The organism is Massilia hydrophila (assembly GCF_020208145.1).
GTDB lineage: Bacteria > Pseudomonadota > Gammaproteobacteria > Burkholderiales > Burkholderiaceae_D > Telluria > Telluria hydrophila.
The window spans coordinates 69,239-87,926 of sequence record NZ_JAHYBX010000006.1 but is presented as its reverse complement, the minus strand read 5'-3'; the positions used below and the strand labels follow the sequence as shown (position 1 = coordinate 87,926).

The following is an 18,688-nucleotide window of genomic DNA, read 5'->3' as shown; positions in this document are numbered from 1 at the left end:
ACGCGTGGGCAGGAAACCTGCCCACCCTACAACCCCGCTTCTGGGCTAGCGGCCCCGCGCCGCTCGCGCCCGATGTCGAGGTCCACCGCCGCCTGGCGCGCCCGCAGTGCGCGCGCATGGCGGTGGCGCGCGCGCAGCCGCGGGTTGGTCATCAGGCGGCCCAGGGTTTCGCCGACCACCATCACCACGCCCAGCAGCGGCAGCACCAGCATCAGTCCCACCACCCCGGCCAGCGCGCCGCCCACGAAGATCATCAGGACCGTCACCAGGGGATGCACGCGGATGCTGCGCCCCAGGGTCAGCGGCAGGAACACGAAGTCGTCCAGCAGGCGCACCAGCACGAACACGCCGATCGCGCCGTAGGCGATGAAGGGGTTGGCGGGAGCGTCGGTCGAGGCCACGATCACCACCAGCAGGCAGCCGGCGATCGAGCCGACGATGGGCACCCAGGCCAGTACCGCGCAGAACAGTCCCAGCAGCAGGGGCGAGGACACCCCGATCGTCCACAGGCCCAGCGCCAGCACTGCCGCGTCGAGCACGGTCAGCCTGAGCAGGCCTTCGAAGTAGCGGCGCGCGGTCTGGTCGACTTCATGCAGCAGGTAGAGTGCGCGCTCGAAATAGGCGTTCGGCACCGCGCGCGCCAGGAACTTCTTGAAGCGCAGGCCGTCGCGCAGGAAGAAGAAACTGAGGAAGGGCGCCAGCAGCAGCGACGGGATCCAGGTTGCCAGCCCCATCAGGATCGTGCCCAGGTGCTTCTCGGCGAAATGCTCGGTATGGGCGCGCAGCAGGCCGTTCACGGTGGCCGTCAGGCGCATTTCCGCCAGCATGGGAAAGCGTTGTTCGAGCAGGGCCGTGCTGTTGTGGACGAAAGCGAGACCGCCGTCGAGGTAGAGACCGAGCGTCTTTTCCCAGGTCGCTTCTTCCGGTCCGCGGCTCCAGTTCAGGGCCGCCGCCAGCGCCAGCGCGGACAGGGCCAGGAACAGCAGGCACACCATCAGCGCGGCGCTGTTGCGCCCATGGCCGGCGCGCACCAGGCGCTGCATCGGGCCGACCAGGATGTAGTGCAGCACGGTGCCGAAGATGAAGGGCAGGGCCAGCCACAGCACCTGCTGCACCACCAGCAGCAGCACGCAGGTGGCGGCGATGATGCCGGTCCAGACCACCGGCCCGGCGCGCCCGCCGCCGTTCACAGCGCTTCCAGCTGGGGCCGGCCGCTGCCCATCCATTCGCGCAGGCGCAGGCCGATGTGGCGCGCCAGCGCGAGCGAGATCTTGTAGCCGATCACGGCGTCGGTTTCCAGCAGGCCGAGGAAGTCGGCGCGGAAGAACACCGCCATCTCGCAGGGCTCGAGGGCGCGCGCCTGGGCGTTGCGCGGCGAGTTGTCGAGCAGGGCCAGGTCGCCGAAGAAGCTGCCGGGCGCCAGCTCGGCCACTACCTGCTTGCTATCCCCCTGCTGCTTGGTGATGACCACCCTCCCGCTCATGATCAGGTATAGCGCCTGGCCTTCCTCGCCTTCGTCGAACACGATCTCATCGGTGAGATAGCGGCGTTCGTGCAGCAGGCCGTCGACGATTTCCAGCTCCAGGGGTGTCAAGGTCGAAAACAGGGAAGAATTCTTCAGGCGGTGCAGGCGCGGCGACATCTTGGGCGGCTTGAGGAAACCGAAAATCACGATTGCTCCGAATAGGGCGGTAAGTACGGTGGTGCAGGTATGTTGCCAGATGATTATCCGCGATTCGATGCCTGAGTGCACCAGAAAGCTGTCGGTGAATGGTCACCATGTGTAGCGCATAGAAACTGTTGCGCTGGAGAGAATGTCTCGTCGAAGCTGTTCAATTGTGCAAGCCCTCCCAATGAAAACATGTAATATAGTTCTCTAGGGCAACATATATGATGAAAGCGCTATCGTGAGCCTGAAGCACAGATGGGGCATCCCTGGGAACATGCCGTGATCGACATTTCATCTTTCGTGCTGGCACTGGGTGTTGGCAATATCGCGTTTGCCGTGCTGATGGCGGGATACATGCGCGGCGCGGCGGCCAGCCCCGGCCTGCGCCTGTGGATGTGGGCCCGGCTCGGCATCGGCCTGTGCCAGCTGCTTGGCTGGTGCCGTCCCATGCTGGATCTGCCGGCCCTGCATGGGGTGGAAGGCGCCGCCTGGGTACTGGCGGTGTCGCTGGAAGTGGCGGCCTATTGCATCTTCTTCGGCTTCGCGCGCTGGCGGCGCATCCTGCTGCCGGTATCCGCGCTGGCGCTGGCGATCGTGCTGGCGGCCGGCAGCGCCGGGGCCTCGGTGGAGTACCTCACCACGCTGGTGGCCGGCTGCGTGGCCCTGTTCGCTGCGGCGATGGCCTGGATCCTGCTGCGTCCGCGCCGCCGGGCCTCGCTCCTGCAGCGCATCATCGGCGTGAACGACGCCGTGTTCGCGGTCGCGGTGGCGCTATGGGCGGCCAGCGGCCTGCGGGCCGGACTTCCGCTGGAGCCGCGCGCCGCCCAGGAGGCGGCCTACCTGGCCGGCTATCTCCTGATGATCGTGAACGGATTCGGCTTCCTCCTGCTGTGCAAGGAGCGCGACGATGCCGAGATGGCGCGCCTGGCCACCACCGACAGCCTGACCGGCCTGCCCAACCGCCATGCCTTCCTCGAACGCGCCGAGCAGGCGCGCCAGGCGGCGCTGCGCCAGCGCCAGCCGCTGGCACTGGCGATGCTGGACATCGACCACTTCAAGCAGATCAACGACCGCTTCGGCCATGCGACCGGCGACGAGGCCTTGATGGTCTTCGCGCGTACCGTGCACGGCAGCCTGCGTGCGCATGAAACCGTCGGCCGCCTGGGCGGCGAGGAATTCGCGGTGGTGCTGCCGGGGACGGGCCTGGCCGGTGCGCTCACCGCCGCCGAACGCCTGCGCCAGGCGGTGCGCGCGGCGGCCGTGATCACCAGCGGCACGCCGTACACGATGACGGTGAGTATCGGGGTGGTGGTGCTCGATCCGAACGAGACGCTGGGCATGGCGCTGGCACGGGCGGACCATGCCCTGTATGCGGCCAAGAGCGGAGGGAGGGACCGGGTTGAAGCGGCCATGCCGCAGCAGCGCCGGGCGTGAATCCGTCGCTGGACGGCCCTGCCGCTCGAGCGCATGGGCGAAAAGAAAGGCGCTGTCACCGTTTTCTGTTGATGGCTTCGATCGCGATCCGCAGCAATTGTTCTGCAGTCGTGATGCGTTCGCCTTCGAGCGCCCAGCGCCAGCCCAGATAGTTGGGCAAGTAGCGTGAGGCCACGCCGCGGAAGTGGCTGAGCCACTGCCGCAAGCGCGCGTGATAGGCGTTGACGTTCTGGACGTGGATGGCGCCGGCAGCTCGGCGACGGACCCGTATGCCGGCCTGCAGGTTGACCGCCTCATGCGCAATGCGGTGCTTGCGGGCGAACGCGCGGTAGGCAGCGTGGGAATCGCTCACCAGCAGCACCTGCCGGTCGAGCTTGGGCAGCAGATGGCGCTCCAGCTGCCCGGCTTTCAAGGGACCCCGGCCTACGACCGCATCGATCGTCTGTCCGCTACGGTCGCGCGCCACCAGGATGCAGTCGAGCTCGCTTGAAATTCCGCGCTTGTGTGCCCGACCACCGCGCTTGCGCGCCGGCCTGTCCAGCTTGCGCGACCCCTTTTGCGATTCGAGGATGAACATCTCGTCCGCTTCGGCGATGCCGCTCAAGGTCTTGGGACGATCGTGCCTGGCCTGGTCGAGAAAGCGGTGGCGCCACCGGAAGGCCGTGTTGCGGTGTACGCCGACCTCCCTGGCCGCTTTGCGCACCGATTTCGAATCGAGCATCGTGTTCAGGTAGTCGAGCCACTTCTCCCGTAGCCGCAGGTGCGCCAGTGGCGTTCCGCTCAGGTCGTTGTAGGTGCGGCCGCACTCACGGCAGCGGTAGCGCTGCAGGCCGTTGGCCTGGCCATGCCGGTAGTAGCGCTCGCAAGCGCAGGCGGGACAGCGGCGCTTGCCTTCCTTGAACTGGGCAATGAGGGCGACGATGCGGTCGAGTCCGGCAGCCGGATGCAGGGCCGAGAGCGTCTGCAGGCGCTGCGGCACGTTCAGTGCGGGCAGCTGGGCGAACCACTTCCTGAAGCGGGGAGCGCGCATGATCGGTTCCTGTCGAGGGAGACAGGGGTTCGACCGCCGAACTGCTCGGCAGTTCAGACCTCATCCATAGGTCCGGTTGACTGCGCCAAAAGAAAAAGGGTCCGATTTCTCGGACCCTTGTTCCTTGATGCTGGCGGAGCGGACGGGGCTCGAACCCGCGACCCCCGGCGTGACAGGCCGGTATTCTAACCAACTGAACTACCGCTCCATGACTCTGGAACCTGGACCTGGCTGCAAGGCAGCCGATCCGAAAAAAAGGTCCGACGAATCGGACCTTTTCCTTGATGCTGGCGGAGCGGACGGGGCTCGAACCCGCGACCCCCGGCGTGACAGGCCGGTATTCTAACCAACTGAACTACCGCTCCGTTTACTCTGATCAGTACTTCGATCAACCTGCTGAATGCGTGGTGGGCGCTGAGAGGCTCGAACTCCCGACCTAATCCTTGTAAGGGATCCGCTCTACCAACTGAGCTAAGCGCCCGGCTTCTCTATCCAGAGGTTTCTGTCCGACGCTTGTCATCGCGTCCGAAGAGGCCCGAATTATAGAGGCTGGAATTCAAGGTATGCAAGGGTTTTCGAAAAAAATAGAAAATTGTCGGAAACGCAGGTTTTCACGGCGCCGGCACTTTTGTGCAAATATCATGGCCCGCCCTGAATGAAAGCCGCCATGCCTACTGCCCACCCGCTGTTGCTACGCCTGTTCCAGGCCGCGCTGGCCGCCGCCGATCCCTACCACCTCATCGCGCCGTACCTGCCACCGCCTCCGGCAGGGCGCACGCTGGTGCTTGGCGCCGGCAAGGCGGCAGCGCGCATGGCCGAGGCGGTCGAACGCCATTGGCGGGGGCCGCTCGCAGGACTGGTGGTCACGCGCTATGGCCATGGCGCGCCGACCCGCCACATCGAGGTGATCGAAGCCGGCCACCCGGTGCCGGATACCGCCAGCGAACAGGCGGCGCGGCGCATGCTCGAGGCGGCCGCGGGACTGGGGCCGGACGACCTGGTACTGTGCCTGCTCTCCGGCGGTGGCTCGGCCCTGATGGCGCTGCCCGCGGCGGGCATCGGCTTCGAGGAAAAGCGCGCGCTGCACCGGGAACTGCTGCGCTGTGGCGCGCCGATCGGCGAGATCAACCGGGTGCGCCGCCACCTGTCCGCCATCAAGGGCGGGCGGCTGGCGCTGGCCTGTCACCCGGCCCGGGTCGTGACCCTGGTCGTGTCCGACGTGCCGGGCGACGACCCGGCCGTGGTGGCCTCGGGCCCGACCGTACCGGACGGCAGCACCGGGCGCGATGCGCTCGCGATTCTCGACAAGTACGGGATCGTCGCGTCGGATGCCGTGCGCGCCGTCCTGCTCGATGCGCGGCCGGCGGCGCCGCTGCCGGGCGATGCGCGCCTGGCGCGCAACGAAGTGCACGTCATCGTCACCGCCCAGCGGGCGCTCGACGCCGCGGCCGATGCCGCGCGCGCGGCCGGCTATGCGCCGCTGATCCTGTCCGCCAGCATGGAAGGCGAGGCGCGCGAGGTCGCGCTGGTGCATGCCAGTATTGCGCGCCAGGTGGTGCAGCACGGCCAGCCCCTGCCTGCGCCCTGCGTGATCCTGTCCGGGGGCGAAACCAGCGTCACCGTGCGCGGGCAGGGCAGGGGCGGGCGCAACGCCGAGTTCCTGCTGGCCCTGGGGCTTGCGCTCGACGGTTTGCCCGGCGTGCATGCGCTGGCGGCCGACACCGACGGCATCGACGGCAGCGAGGACAATGCCGGCGCCTGGCTGGCCCCCGGCACCCTGGCCCGGGCCCGCGCCCAGGGGCTCGATGCGGGCGCGCGCCTGCGCGACAACGACGGCTACGGCTTCTTCGGTACGCTCGGCCAGCTGCTCGTCACCGGTCCCACCCGCACCAACGTCAACGATTTCCGGGCCATCGTCATCGAGGGCGACGTGTTGTAAATGCCCGTCAACATGGCATCCCGCCTTGCATCGAAACATGCACATTACTAACAACACGCGCCTTAAAAACCGGCAAGATTGAAATAACGGCAACCCGCTGCCGGCTGCGAGAGATCGGAGACATCGGTTCTTTTCTCCGGTTCACCAACGAACCGTGCCAATGGGGCGTTCAATTCAAGGGCAATTTCTGATATCGCATCAGGTCCTACTCCCTGCAAAGGCCGCGCACTGCGCGGCCTTTTTTCATTCCGTTAGGAAAAAGGTTTTATAAATTTCACTTTGAAATGTGGCATACGTTATTTGCCGATTTAAACCTTTTCCCAAAGAAAAAATGTTTTTGAACATCGTGATCGATTTCGTGTTGTTAATACACCGAAATTGTATCGAATTGTCACGCGTGGTCTCTTCCTTTCGTATTACGCTGCTTTCGCCGCATACAGACGGCACCGGGCATGACCCGGAAATCAACGACACAGGCGAGGCGCATTTCGCTTGACGGAAAACATATCAATAAGGAAGAAACATGAAGCAAACGCATTCGATTCATCCTGCAATGTTGAAGATGTGCGCTGCAATCTCGCTCGCGCTCGTGACGGCTGCGGCCGGCGCGGCAGAGCAGAAATTCATCGTGGAGACAGACCGTATCATCGTGAAGTACAAGGATTCGGCGCCGGCCGCCAAGGGCCTGGCCCGCGCCGCCGCCGTGACTGCCGACCGCAAGGCCAAACTGGACCGCGCCGGCCAGGAATTCGGCATGCTGGTGAGCAGCAGCCACACCATCTCGACTGGCGCCCACGTGTTCAAGCTGAACGGCCGCAAGCACCTCGACGAGGTGAAGAAGCTGGCCGCCGAAATGATGGCGCGCGATCCGAGCATCGAATATGCCGAGCCGGACCGCATCATGACCCACATGGCGACCGCCAACGATCCTTATTATGCCCAGCAGTGGCACTATACCGACACCACCGGCGGCCTGCGCCTGCCGACCGCGTGGGACAAGTCCACCGGCAGCGGCGTGGTGGTGGCCGTGATCGACACCGGCTACCGTCCGCATGCCGACCTGAGCGGCCAGATCCTGCAGGGCTACGATTTCATCAGCACCGCCGCCATCGGCAACGATGGTAACGGCCGCGACAGCGATGCCAGCGATCCGGGCGACTGGGTGGCCGCGGGCGAGTGCGGCACCGGCTCGCCGGCGTCGGGCTCGAGCTGGCACGGCACCCACGTGGCCGGTACCGTGGCCGCCAAGACCAACAACAGCCTGGGCGTGGCAGGCGTGGCGTACAACGCCAAGATCGTGCCGGTGCGCGTGCTGGGCAAGTGCGGCGGCTATACCTCCGACATCGCCGACGCGATCACCTGGTCCTCGGGCGGCACCGTGAACGGCGTGCCGGCCAATGCCAACAAGGCCAAGGTGCTGAACATGTCGCTGGGCGGCACCGGCGCCTGCGATGCAACCACCCAGAGCGCGATCAATGGCGCCCGTTCGCGCGGTTCGGTCGTGGTGGTGGCGGCCGGTAACGACAACATGAACGTCAGCAACGCCAGCCCGGCGAACTGCTCCGGTGTCATCGCCGTGGCCGCCACCGGCAAGACCGGCGGCCGCGCTTCCTACTCGAACTACGGCACCCTGGTCGACGTGGCGGCGCCAGGCGGCGACGGCAGCTACAGCGTGATCTCGACCCTGAACGCGGGCACCTCGACCCCGGGTTCGGACAACTACGCCGGCTACCAGGGCACCTCGATGGCCACCCCGCACGTCGCCGGCGTCGCCGCGCTGATGTTCGCCGCCAAGCCGACCCTGACCCCGGACCAGGTGGAAAGCATGCTGAAATCGACCGCGCGCGCCTTCCCGGCGAGCTGCTCGGGCTGCGGTACCGGTATCGTGGACGCGACCGCGGCGGTGAATGCGGCGATCGGCGGTACCACCACCCCGACCGGTCCGACCATCGCCGAAACCGAGTCGAACAACACGCTCTCGAGCGCCGACCTGGTCTCGACCGCCGGCACCACGGTGAACGCCAACATGGGCAGCAGCACCGACACCGATTACTTCCGTGTCGATCTGCCGGCAGGCAAGACCCTGAGCGCGACCATGACCCCGGGCGCAACTTCGGACTACGACCTGTACGTGTACAACAGCGCGGGCACGCTGCTCGGCCGTAGCGAGAACGGCGCCGGCGCAGCCGACAACGTGAGCTCGGCCAACACCGGCAGCACCGCCTCGACCCGCTATGTGCGCGTGGTGTACTACAGTGGCGGTACCGGTTCGACCAGCGGCAAGTACACCCTGCAGCTGAACTGGTAAGCCACGGATGAAGCGGCGCTCGCGGGCGCCGACTTCCTCCCGAAGGCGCGGCATGCCGCGCCTTTTTTTGACGTCCTGCAAGAAAAAACGGATACTGTATGAAATAACAGTAGTCGGCCTTGCCGTCACCTGACGACGTCGATGTGAATTCCCCGCTCCGTAAAATCATCCACTGCGATTGCGACTGCTTCTATGCGTCGGTCGAGATGCGCGACGATCCTTCGCTGCGCGGGCGTCCGCTCGCCGTCGGCGGCCGTCCCGACCAGCGCGGCGTGATCGCGACCTGCAACTACGAAGCGCGCCGGTTCGGCATCCACTCGGCCATGGCCACGGCCCAGGCCATGAAGCTCTGTCCGCAGCTTCTGGTGATTCCGCCGGCCATGGAAAAATACCGGATTGCCTCGCGCCAGATCATGGACATCTATCGCGACTACACCGAGCTGGTGGAGCCGCTCTCGCTCGACGAAGCCTACCTCGACGTCAGCGACTCTCCCCACTGCAAGGGCAGCGCCACCCTGATCGCGCAGGAGATCCGGCAGCGCATCTTCGACACCGTCGGCATCACGGCCTCGGCCGGGGTGGCGCCGAACAAATTCGTGGCCAAGATCGCGAGCGACTGGAACAAGCCGGACGGCCTGTTCCTGGTGCGTCCGGACGAGGTGGATGCCTTCGTCGCCGCGCTGCCCGTGAAAAAGCTGTACGGCGTCGGCAAGGTGACCGCCGAGAAGATGCACCGCCTGGGCCTGCAGACCTGCGGCGACATGCGCCACTGGAGCATCGAGCGCCTGACCGAACACTTCGGCAGCTTCGGCTACCGCCTGTACAAACTCTGCCGCGGCATCGACGAGCGCGCAGTCAATACCTCGCGCGAGCGCAAGTCGGTCAGCACCGAGGAAACCTATACGCCCGACGTGCCCAGCCTGGATGCCTGCCTGAAGCTGCTGCCGGAACTGGTCGAGCACCTGCTGGGCCGTATCAAGCGCAATGGCGCTGAGAAATTCATCCACAAGCTCTTCGTAAAAATCAAGTTTTCGGACTTCCAGCAGACTACCGTCGAGTGTGCCGGCCACGCGCCGCACATGCCGACCTACGCGCGCCTGATGGAAACCGGCTGGGCCCGTCACAGCCGGCCGGTACGTCTGCTCGGCGTGGGCGTACGCCTGGGCGATACCGAGACGGCCGAGCAGCTGCGCCTGTTTGACGACGTAATGCCCGGCGCCATCGTCGAGGCCATTGACGGCTCGGCAACAGATTAATTTTTTCCCGCCGCTGCCGGCCGTAATGTCCAGTTGGCAGCGTAGAATGTCGTTCCCTTGAAATACTGAAACAATCGGATAACAGCGTATGTGGTTCAAGAATCTCCAGATTTACCGCCTGCCCGCTCCCTGGGCATTCAACCCCGAACAAATGGAAGAAGCGCTGCAGTCGCAGGCTTTCACGCCCGCCAGCAGCAATGAACTGCTGCGCCAGGGCTGGGATTCGCCACGCGGCAATGGCAAGCTCGTCCACGTCGTCAACAAGCAGATGCTGATGATGCTGGGTACCGAGAAGAAGCTGCTGCCGAGCTCGGTCATCAACCAGGTCGCCAAGGCCAAGGCCGCCGAACTGGAAGAGCAGCAGGGCTTCCCGCCCGGTAAAAAAGCCATGAAGGAACTGAAGGAGCGCGTGGCCGACGAGCTGCTGCCGCGCGCTTTCTCGATCCGCAGCAACGTCTGGGTCTGGATCGATCCGGTCAATGGCTGGCTGGTGGTGGACGCGGCCAGCCCGTCGAAGGCGGACGACGTCATCAAGCTGCTGCTCAAGGCCGTGGACCGCATGCCGCTGGAATCGCTGCGCGTGCAGCGCTCGCCGGTGGCCGTGATGACCGGCTGGCTGGAAGCGGACGAAGCGCCCTACGGTTTCACCATTGACCAGGACACCGAACTGCGCGCCACCGGCGAAAGCCGCGCCGCCGTGCGCTATGTGAAGCATACGCTGGAGCCGGACGATATCCGCCGCCACATTGCTTCCGGCAAGCAGTGCACCCGCCTGGCCATGACCTGGAACGACCGCATCAGCTTTGTGCTGACCGAATCGCTGGCGATCAAGGGCGTCAAACCGCTGGACGTGATCAAGGAAGGCGAAGCCGTCACCTACAGCGACGATGAGCGTTTCGACAACGACATCACCCTGATGACGGGCGAGCTGGCCAAGCTGCTGGCCGACGTGGTCGAGGCCCTGGGCGGCGAAGCCAAGGCCTGAATCCCTGGCCGGTGCGCGCTGGCACCGGCCATTTCCCTGGAAAACAAGGTGTTTCCAAGCACCTTCCGCCAAAGGTGGGAGGGCGTCGTCGGCGATCTTTACAGCGTATCTAGTGCCGCGAAAAAAGTTCGTTATTTAACATTGACTTAACAATTGGCACGTTCCTTGCTAAAAGTTTTCGGCAACTTCCGATTAACTTTCAGGGATGACCGCCAAGATGAAACTCAAACAGCTTTTCGCCATTGCATTGCTCGGCTCGGCCTCGCTGGCACAAGCCGCCAACCTCTCGTTCACCGGTAATTTCACCTACGATAACGATGTCCAGCGCTTCAACTTCACGCTGACCGAGGCCGGGAAGGTGACGCTGCGCAGCTGGTCATACGCCGGCGGCGTGAACGCCGCCGGACAAACCATCCTGCGCGGTGGCTTCGATCCCATCCTCGCCCTGTTCAGCGCGGACGGCACCCGGATCGCCGAGCAGGACGACGCCGGCTGCAGCCTGGTGGACCCCGACGCGGTAACCGGGTCCTGCTGGGATGTCAACCGTAGTGCAGATTTGCTCGCCGGTAACTACATCGTGACAATCCAGCAATATAGCAATTTCTCACTTGGGGATTTGTCCGCTGGATACACCTACGATGGCGTCGATAACCGCAATTTCCGTGATGGTTTCGTCGATGAAAACGGCGACCGCCGCGATTCGCACTGGGCCTTCGACATCCTGAATGTCGCCAGTGCCGAGATCCCGCCGGATGAGCCGGGCGAGGTGCCGGAGCCGGCTTCGCTGGGGCTGCTTGCCGCAGGCACTGCGGGCCTGGCGATGGCACGCCGCCGTCGCAAGCTGCAGGCCTGAGTGCTGGCTGGCGTGATCCGGCTGTCGTGGCCGGATCACGCCAGGCAAGGGCTGCCATTATTGGGTGAAATAATATTTCAATAATTTCATCTAAATGAAATAAAATTTCACCCTTGTGCAGGCTATTTGGCAGCGATTTCTTCGCTCGTTGCCGGCTCGCGCTGGCCGCCATCCCCAGTTTCGGGCTTGCCGTTCGAATACGTCGGCCCCGGCCGGTTCTGGTGCGGCGCCGGCTTGCCCGGCAGGGGCGCCAGGGCCCTGGCCTTGTCCAGGTCGATGCCCGCCACCTCGGCCACGCGCCGTCCGTAATCCTCGTCGCAGTGCCACAGGTGCCACACCATGCGGAGCTGGATCGGTTCCGGGCATTGCTTCAGGTCGCCGCCCACGTTGCTGACCAGGTCATCGCGCTCCCAGTCTTCGAAGCTGCGGTAGCGCGCGCCCGCCTGGCCGTAGTCGTCCATCGTGCGCGTGCTCTGGTAGCGGCCCAGGTGGCCTTCCACGTACTGGTGGTACTCCTTTTCCGGCTTCGGCGCCTCGTCGTAGCCGCCCATCAGGCTCGGTTCGTAGTTGATGTGCTTGTCTTCGCCGCGGCCATCCACGTAGAACGTCATCTGGCCGTCGCGCTGGTTGGTGCGCGCCGCGGCGGCTTCCTGCGGCTGGTTGATCGGCAGCTGCAGGTAGTTCGGGCCGACGCGGTAGCGCTGCGTATCGGAATAGGACAGGGTACGGCCCTGCAGCATCTTGTCGTCCGAAAAATCGATGCCATCCACCAGCACGCCGGTGCCGAAGGCGGACTGCTCGGTTTCGGCGAACACGTTGTCGGGGTTCTTGTTGAGCACGAGGCGGCCCACCGGCAGCAGCGGGAACTGGTCTTCCGGCCAGCGCTTGGTATCGTCCAGCGGATCGAAATCGAGTTCCGGATGCTCGCCGTCGCTCATGATCTGCACGCAGAATTCCCATTCCGGAAACTCGCCGCGCTCGATCGCCCCGTACAGGTCGCGCGTGGCGTGGCTGGTGTCGTGCGCCTGGATCTCGGCCGCCTGGCTGGCGGTGAGGTTGCGCACGCCCTGCTTGGGCTGGAAGTGGAATTTCACCAGGTGCGCCACGCCCTGGTCGTTCACCAGTTTATAGGTGTTCACGCCCGAGCCCTCCATCTCGCGGTAGGTGGCAGGGATGCCCCATGGGCTCTTGACCCAGGTGACCATGTGCAGGGCCTCCGGATGGCCGCAGATGAAATCGTAGAAGCGCCAGGGCTCCTGCTGGTTGGTGACCGGGTCCGGCTTGAAGGCGTGGATCATGTCCGGGAACTTGATCGCGTCGCGGATGAAGAAAACCTTCAGGTTATTGCCCACCAGGTCCCAGTTACCGTCCACGGTCTTGAACTTGATGGCGAAGCCGCGCGGGTCGCGCGCCGTCTCGGGCGACTCCCTGGCCCCGATCACGGTCGAGAAGCGCACGAACACGGGCGTTTGCACGCCGACCTCGCCCAGCACCCGGGCGCGCGTGTACTTGCTGGCCGGTTCGCCGCCGATCGTGCCGTAGGCTTCGAAATAGCCGTGCGCGCCGGTGCCGCGCGCGTGCACGACGCGCTCCGGAATGCGCTCGCGGTCGAAGTGGGTGATCTTTTCGATGAACTGGTAATTCTCGAGCGTGGCCGGACCACGTTCGCCCACCGAGCGCAGGGACTGGTTGTCGCGGACCGGGTGGCCCTGGCGCGTGGTCAGGAAGGGACGCTGCTCGTTCATTGCTCTCTCCTCGGACAGATTCTCTTGGAGAGAGCAGTATAGGGAGGCGCGTGCCCGTGCAGCGCGCGCCTGCCGCTCGGAATTAGAGCTGTTGGAACACGCCGGCGGCGCGGTTCTTGGTCACGTTATCCCATGGGAACACCTGGCCGTTCATGGCGACATAGACGCCAGTTGGCAGGGTCTGGGCGACGCCACAGGCGAAGCCAAGGTTGAACAGCGCGTCCGAATTGGCGATCTCGTAGGGGATCATGGCACCGGTCAGCACGATGGTCTGGCCGAGCTCGGCCGCGCCCAGCACGGCGGCGGTCTCGCGCATGGTGTCGGTGCCGTGGATGATGACGATGGCGCGCTCATTGGCGGCCTGGCAGGATGCCAGCACGCGCTGGCGGTCGGGGTCCTGCATGTCGAGCGAGTCGAGCAGCGGCAGCACCTCGAGTTCCACCGGCACCGTCATGCGCGAGCGTGCAATCACGGCCGGCAAATGGCTGTCGGCAAAGCCCAGTACGCCGTTCAGTTCGTTGTAGTGTTTGTCGAAAGTGCCGCCGGTGGCGATGATGCGCAAAGTCATGTTGGTTTGTCCACGTGCAGAAAAAAAGGTGGGTAATGATAGCCGCAAACGGTAGTGTATCCGTATGCGACGCGCTAGAATCGTCCGGATCGGATGAGTCCATTCCCTTTCTTTTCTTCACTCCATTTGTTCCCATGAAAGCCGTTGCCCCGGGTACCGTCATCTTCCACCGCCATCGCGGCTATGGCGTGATCACCCACGTCAACCTGCTGACGGGGTGGATTTCGGCGCGTTTCGGCAGCGAGCAGCGCACCCTCGACCTGAACCTGTCGAGCGACGAGGTGCAGCATGCCGACGGCGAGCCGATCCTGTTCCGGCGCGCGCCGCCCGACCGCATGCCGCACGCACGCCTGATGGCGATGGTGCGCGCGCTGCACGAGGCCGGCTACCAGAAGCTCTACCTGTATTCCTGGCCCAAGCCGTCCGGCCTGCACTGGCGCTGGCACCTGTTCACGGGACCGCGCAACTGGATGCAGCGCACCTGGCGCGAAGGCTGGTACGGTTCGGGCGCCGACTACAACAACAATCCGGTGATGGGGTGGGGCGACTCGCCGGGTGCCAGCACGGACGAGCTGGTCCACGCCCTGGCGAAGTTCGACCCACAGGGACTGTCCCAGGCCCTGGGCCGTGACGAAGACCATACGGCCTGGTTCGCCCGGGCCTGCGAGCTGCTGCTGCCGGGCTACATGTACAGCCTGAACATGGAGCGCCCGGCCGGCGCCGCGCTGGTGGAAGCGCCGCCGGTACCGGTGGTGCCGGTACGCGCCGGCCTGCAGCCCTATGCCGGCCCGGCCCCCGGCTGGCCGCCGGGCTGGGCCGGCCTCTGGACCGGCACCCACGTGCTGCCGGCGCCGCGGCCCAGCCTTACCGGCGCACCCGAACCCGAGCTCAGGCAGGAAAGCTAGCGCCTGCCCAGCGCTTCCGGGTTCAGGATATTGTCCGGCTGCCCGGCGGCGAAGCGCAGGACGTTCTCGAACGCTGCCTGGAAATAGATCTCGTAACTGTCCTGTTCCACATAGCCCAGGTGGGGCGTGGCCAGCACGGTCGGGATGCGCAGCAGCGGCGCATCCGGACGTAGTGGCTCGCTGGCGAACACGTCCAGCGCCGCCTGGGCCGGGCGTCCGGCGCGCAGTGCCTGTTCGAGCGCGCCTTCTTCCACCAGTTCCGCGCGGCTGGTGTTGACGAACAGCGCATCCGGCTTCATGCGCGCGAAATCCTCGGCCTTCACGATGGCGCGCGTGGCCTCCGCCAGGCGCAGGTGCAGGCTCAGCACGTCGGCCTGGGCGAACAGCGCGGCGCGCGACGCGGCCGCCTCGTAGCCATCGGCCGTGGCCGCCTGGCGGCTGCCTTCGCTGCCCCAGACCAGCACCCGCATGCCGAAGGCCTGGCCATAGCTCGCCATCAGGCGTCCGATCTTGCCGTAGCCCCAGATCGCCAGGGTGCGTCCGCGCAGCGAACGGCCGAGGCCATTCAGTACCGGGTTGGTCGAGGCCGTTTGCCACAGGCCATCCTTGAGGTTGTTCGCATACGGCAGGATCTTGCGGCTGGCCGCCATGATCAGGGCCCAGGTGAGTTCCGATGGCGCGACCGGCGAGCCGATGCCCTCGGCGATCGCGATGCCCAGTTCGCTTGCGGCGGCGACGTCGACGTGGCCGCTGAGCTTGCCGGTCTGGGAGATCAGTTTCAGGTTCGGCAGGCGCCCCAGCAGCGCGGCAGGGAAGGCCGTGCGCTCGCGGATCAGTACCACTGCCTCGAAGGGAGCCAGGCGGATCGCCAGCTGGCCGAGTCCGCGCGCCGAACTGTTGAAGACCTTGACCTCGTGGCCGTCGAGCAGGCGGAAGCAGGACAGGCCGCGCACGGCGTCCTGGTAATCGTCCAGTACAGCTATTTTCATGGGAGTTGCATCCAGATAATGTTACGCGCGTAGCGAAATAACAGCTTACAAAAACTCGCGGAATAGCCTACTACATTGCTCGGATATTCTGGCTACTTTTTTGTAGTAGCTGAGCATGAATCATGGTTTTCAGGGTGTACAATCGGCCAATTATTGAGGGTGCGACACAGGCGTCGCCGACCCTGCAGCACCGTTCCCGGTCCGCCACCGACCGTTGACACCACCGCCCGCCGCCGCAGCGCCGCGCTCCGATGGAGCGGATCGCCATTCCAAGGCATGGCCAGCGCGGGGAGCCGAGTGTACCGGAACAGACAGCATTCTTAATTGGTATTGGAGGACTCTATGAACCAGCCCGTGATGAGCGGCGTCGCCGCACTGAACGTTCCCGCCCACGTCAAGCACCAGAAGCTCATCAATTGGGTCGCGGACATCGCCGCCCTGACGAAGCCCGACAGCATCTACTGGTGCGACGGTTCCGAGGAAGAGTACGACCGCCTGTGCGCACAGATGGTCGCGGCCGGCACGATGAAGAAGCTGAATCCGGAAAAGCGCCCGAACTCCTACCTGGCCTGGTCCGACCCGTCGGACGTGGCCCGCGTCGAAGACCGCACCTATATCTGTTCGGCTACCAAGGAACAGGCCGGCCCGACCAATAACTGGATGGACCCGGCCGAGATGCGCCGCACCCTGAATGGCCTGTTCGACGGCTGCATGGCCGGCCGCACGCTGTACGTGGTGCCGTTCTCGATGGGCCCGCTGGGCTCGCCGATCGCCCACATCGGCGTCGAACTGTCCGACTCGCCCTACGTTGCCGTCAACATGCGCATCATGACCCGCATGGGCAAGGCCGTGTACGACGTGCTGGGCAGCGACGGCGAGTTCGTGCCCTGCGTGCACACCGTCGGCATGCCGCTGGCCGCCGGCCAGAACGACGTGCCGTGGCCGTGCAATGCCACCAAGTACATCGTCCACTACCCGGAAACCCGCGAGATCTGGTCCTTCGGCTCGGGCTACGGCGGCAATGCGCTGCTGGGCAAGAAATGCTTCGCGCTGCGCATCGCCTCGAACATGGGCTACCAGGAAGCGCAGGCGGGCGGTACCGGCTGGCTGGCCGAGCACATGCTGATCCTCGGCGTCGAGTCGCCCAAGGGCGACAAGAAATACGTCGCCGCCGCCTTCCCGTCGGCCTGCGGCAAGACCAACTTCGCCATGCTGATCCCGCCCAAGGCTTTTGACGGCTGGAAGGTCACCACCATCGGCGACGACATCGCCTGGATCAAGCCGGGCCAGGACGGCAAGCTGTACGCCATCAACCCGGAAGCCGGCTACTTCGGCGTGGCCCCGGGCACCAACGACAAGACCAACCCGAACTGCATGGCCTCGCTGCGCGAGAACGTGATCTTCACCAACGTGGCGCTGACCGACGACGGCGACGTGTGGTGGGAAGGCATGACCAAGCAGGCCCCGGATCACCTGATCGACTGGCAGGGCAAGGACTGGACCCCGGCCTCCGGCACCAAGGCCGCCCATCCGAACGCACGCTTCACCGTCGCCGCCACCCAGAACCCGGTGATCGACGCCGCCTGGGACGACCCGGCCGGCGTGCCGATCTCGGCCTTCATCTTCGGCGGCCGCCGCTCGACCACCGTCCCGCTGGTAACCGAAGCGAACAACTGGGTGGAAGGCGTGTACATGGCCGCTACCATGGGTTCCGAGACCACCGCCGCCGCCGCCGGCCAGATGGGCATCGTGCGCCGCGATCCGTTCGCGATGCTGCCTTTCATCGGCTACAACATGAGCGACTACTTCCAGCACTGGCTGAACCTGGGCAAGAAAGTCGAAGCCGCCGGCACGGCACCGAAGATCTTCTGCGTCAACTGGTTCCGCACCGGTGAAGACGGCGGCTTCGTGTGGCCGGGCTACGGCGACAACATGCGCGTGCTGAAGTGGATCCTGGAACGCGCCGAAGGCAGCGCTGCCGAAGGTCAGCAGCACCTGTTCGGCACCTCGCCGAACTACGCGGACCTGAACTGGGAAGGCGTGGACTTCACCGAACAGCAGTTCACCCAGATCACCTCGATCGACAAGGATGCCTGGAACGAGGAACTGAAGCTGCACAGCGAGCTGTTCGAGAAGCTGGCCTACCACCTGCCGCAGGAACTGGTCGATACCAAGGCCAGGCTGGAGAAGCAGCTCGCCGCCTGAGCTGCACGATCCTCATGCAAAGGACAGGCCGAGGCCTGTCCTTTTTTATGGCGACCCGGGTCGATTGTCCGGTAGCCAAAAGAAAACGGCCCGGTCATCGACCGGGCCGTTTTTACTCATCCGCCCGATCAGGAACGGCGGCGGCGTACGGCGCCAGCGCCCAGCAGGCCCAGGCCCAGCAGCGCCAGGCTGGCCGGTTCCGGCACGTCGGTGGCCGGCGGGGCGGTGTCGTTGAAATCCACGCGCAGCGTGGCTTTGGCGATGCTGAAGTCACCGCTGGTGGCTTGCACCTGTGCGCTGATCAGGCCATCCGCGATCAGCTTCGCCAGTGCATTCGCACCCAGCGCGACCGTTTCTTCGGTAGTGCCGCCATTGTTCGCATGGTTGTTGCCGTTTGGCGTGTAGCTTTGACCAAAGCCCGGGAAGGAGATCGTGAAGGTTTCCTGGCCCTTGTTCGGATCGGTAACGAACAGTTTCAGTTCAGCAAAGAAAATGTTTTCGAGCAGGCCATTCGAAGCGGCGAGCATCGCATTGATATCGAAATCGATCAGGGTGGATGCCAGGCCACCGGCGCTGAGCGCTTTGTTGACCGTGGTTTCGGCAGTGATCTGGCCTGCCTGTGCCGGCATGGCCAGCGCGAGGCTGCAGGACAGGGCGGCGAAGAGTTGCTTGATCGTGTTCATGGATAGCTTCCTGATTAGTTTGACAATATCCTTAAAGCACATTTTATGCCAGGAAATTAATTCCATTAATAAACAATGATTTACATCAATCTGTACTAATCAGGAGTGATTTCTGTCAA

The 18,688-nt window shown here is 64.8% G+C and carries 16 protein-coding genes and 3 tRNA genes; 9 read left to right on the top strand and 10 right to left on the bottom strand.

Annotated elements, in window-relative coordinates:
- Positions 1-26: 26 nt before the first annotated feature.
- Together LE190_RS15170 and LE190_RS15165 are read right to left on the bottom strand one after the other, a co-directional pair.
- Complete coding sequence (locus tag LE190_RS15170) at positions 27-1,190, bottom strand: AI-2E family transporter (RefSeq protein WP_225239482.1); 1,164 nt, start codon at positions 1,188-1,190, stop codon at positions 27-29.
- Positions 1,187-1,672, bottom strand: a complete 486-nt coding sequence (locus LE190_RS15165; protein WP_225239481.1) for a cyclic nucleotide-binding domain-containing protein — start codon at positions 1,670-1,672, stop codon at positions 1,187-1,189. Before LE190_RS15165 ends, LE190_RS15170 begins: the two co-directional genes overlap by 4 nt.
- Before the next feature lie 252 nt (positions 1,673-1,924).
- Between LE190_RS15165 and LE190_RS15160 the strand changes: the two genes are divergently transcribed.
- Positions 1,925-3,103: a GGDEF domain-containing protein gene (locus LE190_RS15160; RefSeq protein ID WP_225239480.1), complete on the top strand. Its 1,179-nt coding sequence runs from the start codon at positions 1,925-1,927 to the stop codon at positions 3,101-3,103.
- Positions 3,104-3,158: 55 nt separating this feature from the next.
- Here the strand turns inward: LE190_RS15160 and LE190_RS15155 are convergent, their stop codons facing one another.
- From LE190_RS15155 to LE190_RS15140, 4 genes are all read right to left on the bottom strand, one after another.
- Positions 3,159-4,133, bottom strand: a complete 975-nt coding sequence (locus tag LE190_RS15155) for an IS1595 family transposase (RefSeq protein WP_225239479.1) — start codon at positions 4,131-4,133, stop codon at positions 3,159-3,161.
- 131 nt (positions 4,134-4,264) lie between these two features.
- A tRNA-Asp gene (locus LE190_RS15150) sits at positions 4,265-4,341 on the bottom strand.
- 80 nt (positions 4,342-4,421) lie between these two features.
- Positions 4,422-4,498: transfer RNA gene (locus tag LE190_RS15145), tRNA-Asp, on the bottom strand.
- 40 nt (positions 4,499-4,538) lie between these two features.
- Positions 4,539-4,614 (bottom strand) — tRNA-Val (locus LE190_RS15140).
- Between the two features lie 186 nt (positions 4,615-4,800).
- On the opposite strand from LE190_RS15140, the gene LE190_RS15135 reads away from it, so the two are divergent.
- From LE190_RS15135 to LE190_RS15110, 6 genes are all read left to right on the top strand, one after another.
- Entirely contained in the window at positions 4,801-6,072 is a 1,272-nt protein-coding gene (locus tag LE190_RS15135) for a glycerate kinase type-2 family protein (RefSeq protein WP_225239478.1), read from the top strand.
- A 337-nt stretch (positions 6,073-6,409) separates the two neighbouring features.
- A complete protein-coding gene (locus LE190_RS15130) occupies positions 6,410-6,568 on the top strand; it encodes a hypothetical protein (RefSeq protein WP_225239477.1) in 159 nt (52 codons plus the stop codon).
- A gap of 132 nt (positions 6,569-6,700) precedes the next feature.
- Entirely contained in the window at positions 6,701-8,380 is a 1,680-nt protein-coding gene (locus LE190_RS15125; RefSeq protein ID WP_225239476.1) for a S8 family peptidase, read from the top strand.
- A gap of 143 nt (positions 8,381-8,523) precedes the next feature.
- Entirely contained in the window at positions 8,524-9,636 is a 1,113-nt protein-coding gene (gene dinB, locus LE190_RS15120) for a DNA polymerase IV (RefSeq protein ID WP_225239475.1), read from the top strand.
- 88 nt (positions 9,637-9,724) lie between these two features.
- A complete protein-coding gene (locus LE190_RS15115) occupies positions 9,725-10,621 on the top strand; it encodes a recombination-associated protein RdgC (protein ID WP_224948148.1) in 897 nt (298 codons plus the stop codon).
- Between the two features lie 217 nt (positions 10,622-10,838).
- Positions 10,839-11,474, top strand: coding sequence for a DVUA0089 family protein (locus tag LE190_RS15110; RefSeq protein WP_225239474.1), 636 nt, complete (start codon positions 10,839-10,841; stop codon positions 11,472-11,474).
- Between the two features lie 122 nt (positions 11,475-11,596).
- On the opposite strand, the gene LE190_RS15105 is transcribed toward LE190_RS15110, so the two are convergent.
- Together LE190_RS15105 and LE190_RS15100 are read right to left on the bottom strand one after the other, a co-directional pair.
- Positions 11,597-13,219: a catalase gene (locus tag LE190_RS15105; protein WP_225239473.1), complete on the bottom strand. Its 1,623-nt coding sequence runs from the start codon at positions 13,217-13,219 to the stop codon at positions 11,597-11,599.
- Positions 13,220-13,301: 82 nt separating this feature from the next.
- The gene (locus LE190_RS15100; RefSeq protein ID WP_225239472.1) at positions 13,302-13,787 is read right to left on the bottom strand and encodes an asparaginase domain-containing protein; all 486 of its coding nucleotides are present in this window, start codon (positions 13,785-13,787) and stop codon (positions 13,302-13,304) included.
- Positions 13,788-13,921: 134 nt separating this feature from the next.
- Between LE190_RS15100 and LE190_RS15095 the strand changes: the two genes are divergently transcribed.
- Positions 13,922-14,692, top strand: a complete 771-nt coding sequence (locus LE190_RS15095) for an L-asparaginase (RefSeq protein WP_225239471.1) — start codon at positions 13,922-13,924, stop codon at positions 14,690-14,692.
- Here the strand turns inward: LE190_RS15095 and LE190_RS15090 are convergent.
- Positions 14,689-15,681, bottom strand: coding sequence for a D-2-hydroxyacid dehydrogenase family protein (locus LE190_RS15090; protein ID WP_225239470.1), 993 nt, complete (start codon positions 15,679-15,681; stop codon positions 14,689-14,691). The two genes, LE190_RS15095 and LE190_RS15090, sit on opposite strands and share 4 nt — an antisense overlap.
- A 342-nt stretch (positions 15,682-16,023) precedes the next feature.
- Here LE190_RS15090 and LE190_RS15085 point away from each other — a divergent pair, with 342 nt between their 5' ends.
- A complete protein-coding gene (locus LE190_RS15085) occupies positions 16,024-17,886 on the top strand; it encodes a phosphoenolpyruvate carboxykinase (GTP) (protein WP_225239469.1) in 1,863 nt (620 codons plus the stop codon).
- Positions 17,887-18,014: 128 nt separating this feature from the next.
- Here LE190_RS15085 and LE190_RS15080 read toward each other — a convergent pair whose 3' ends face one another.
- A complete protein-coding gene (locus tag LE190_RS15080) occupies positions 18,015-18,635 on the bottom strand; it encodes a PEP-CTERM sorting domain-containing protein (protein ID WP_225239468.1) in 621 nt (206 codons plus the stop codon).
- Positions 18,636-18,688: the final 53 nt, after the last annotated feature.

What these genes read in the sequence shown, in the direction of transcription:
- LE190_RS15160 (WP_225239480.1), top strand. Translation starts at nt 1,925, where the DNA reads ATGGGGCATCCCTGGGAACATGCCGTGATCGACATTTCATCTTTCGTG.
- LE190_RS15155 (WP_225239479.1), bottom strand. Translation starts at nt 4,133, where the DNA reads ATGCGCGCTCCCCGCTTCAGGAAGTGGTTCGCCCAGCTGCCCGCACTG.
- LE190_RS15135 (WP_225239478.1), top strand. Translation starts at nt 4,801, where the DNA reads ATGCCTACTGCCCACCCGCTGTTGCTACGCCTGTTCCAGGCCGCGCTG.
- LE190_RS15115 (WP_224948148.1), top strand. Translation starts at nt 9,725, where the DNA reads ATGTGGTTCAAGAATCTCCAGATTTACCGCCTGCCCGCTCCCTGGGCA.
- LE190_RS15110 (WP_225239474.1), top strand. Translation starts at nt 10,839, where the DNA reads ATGAAACTCAAACAGCTTTTCGCCATTGCATTGCTCGGCTCGGCCTCG.
- LE190_RS15105 (WP_225239473.1), bottom strand. Translation starts at nt 13,219, where the DNA reads ATGAACGAGCAGCGTCCCTTCCTGACCACGCGCCAGGGCCACCCGGTC.
- LE190_RS15100 (WP_225239472.1), bottom strand. Translation starts at nt 13,787, where the DNA reads ATGACTTTGCGCATCATCGCCACCGGCGGCACTTTCGACAAACACTAC.
- LE190_RS15095 (WP_225239471.1), top strand. Translation starts at nt 13,922, where the DNA reads ATGAAAGCCGTTGCCCCGGGTACCGTCATCTTCCACCGCCATCGCGGC.
- LE190_RS15090 (WP_225239470.1), bottom strand. Translation starts at nt 15,681, where the DNA reads ATGAAAATAGCTGTACTGGACGATTACCAGGACGCCGTGCGCGGCCTG.
- LE190_RS15085 (WP_225239469.1), top strand. Translation starts at nt 16,024, where the DNA reads ATGAACCAGCCCGTGATGAGCGGCGTCGCCGCACTGAACGTTCCCGCC.
- LE190_RS15080 (WP_225239468.1), bottom strand. Translation starts at nt 18,635, where the DNA reads ATGGAATTAATTTCCTGGCATAAAATGTGCTTTAAGGATATTGTCAAA.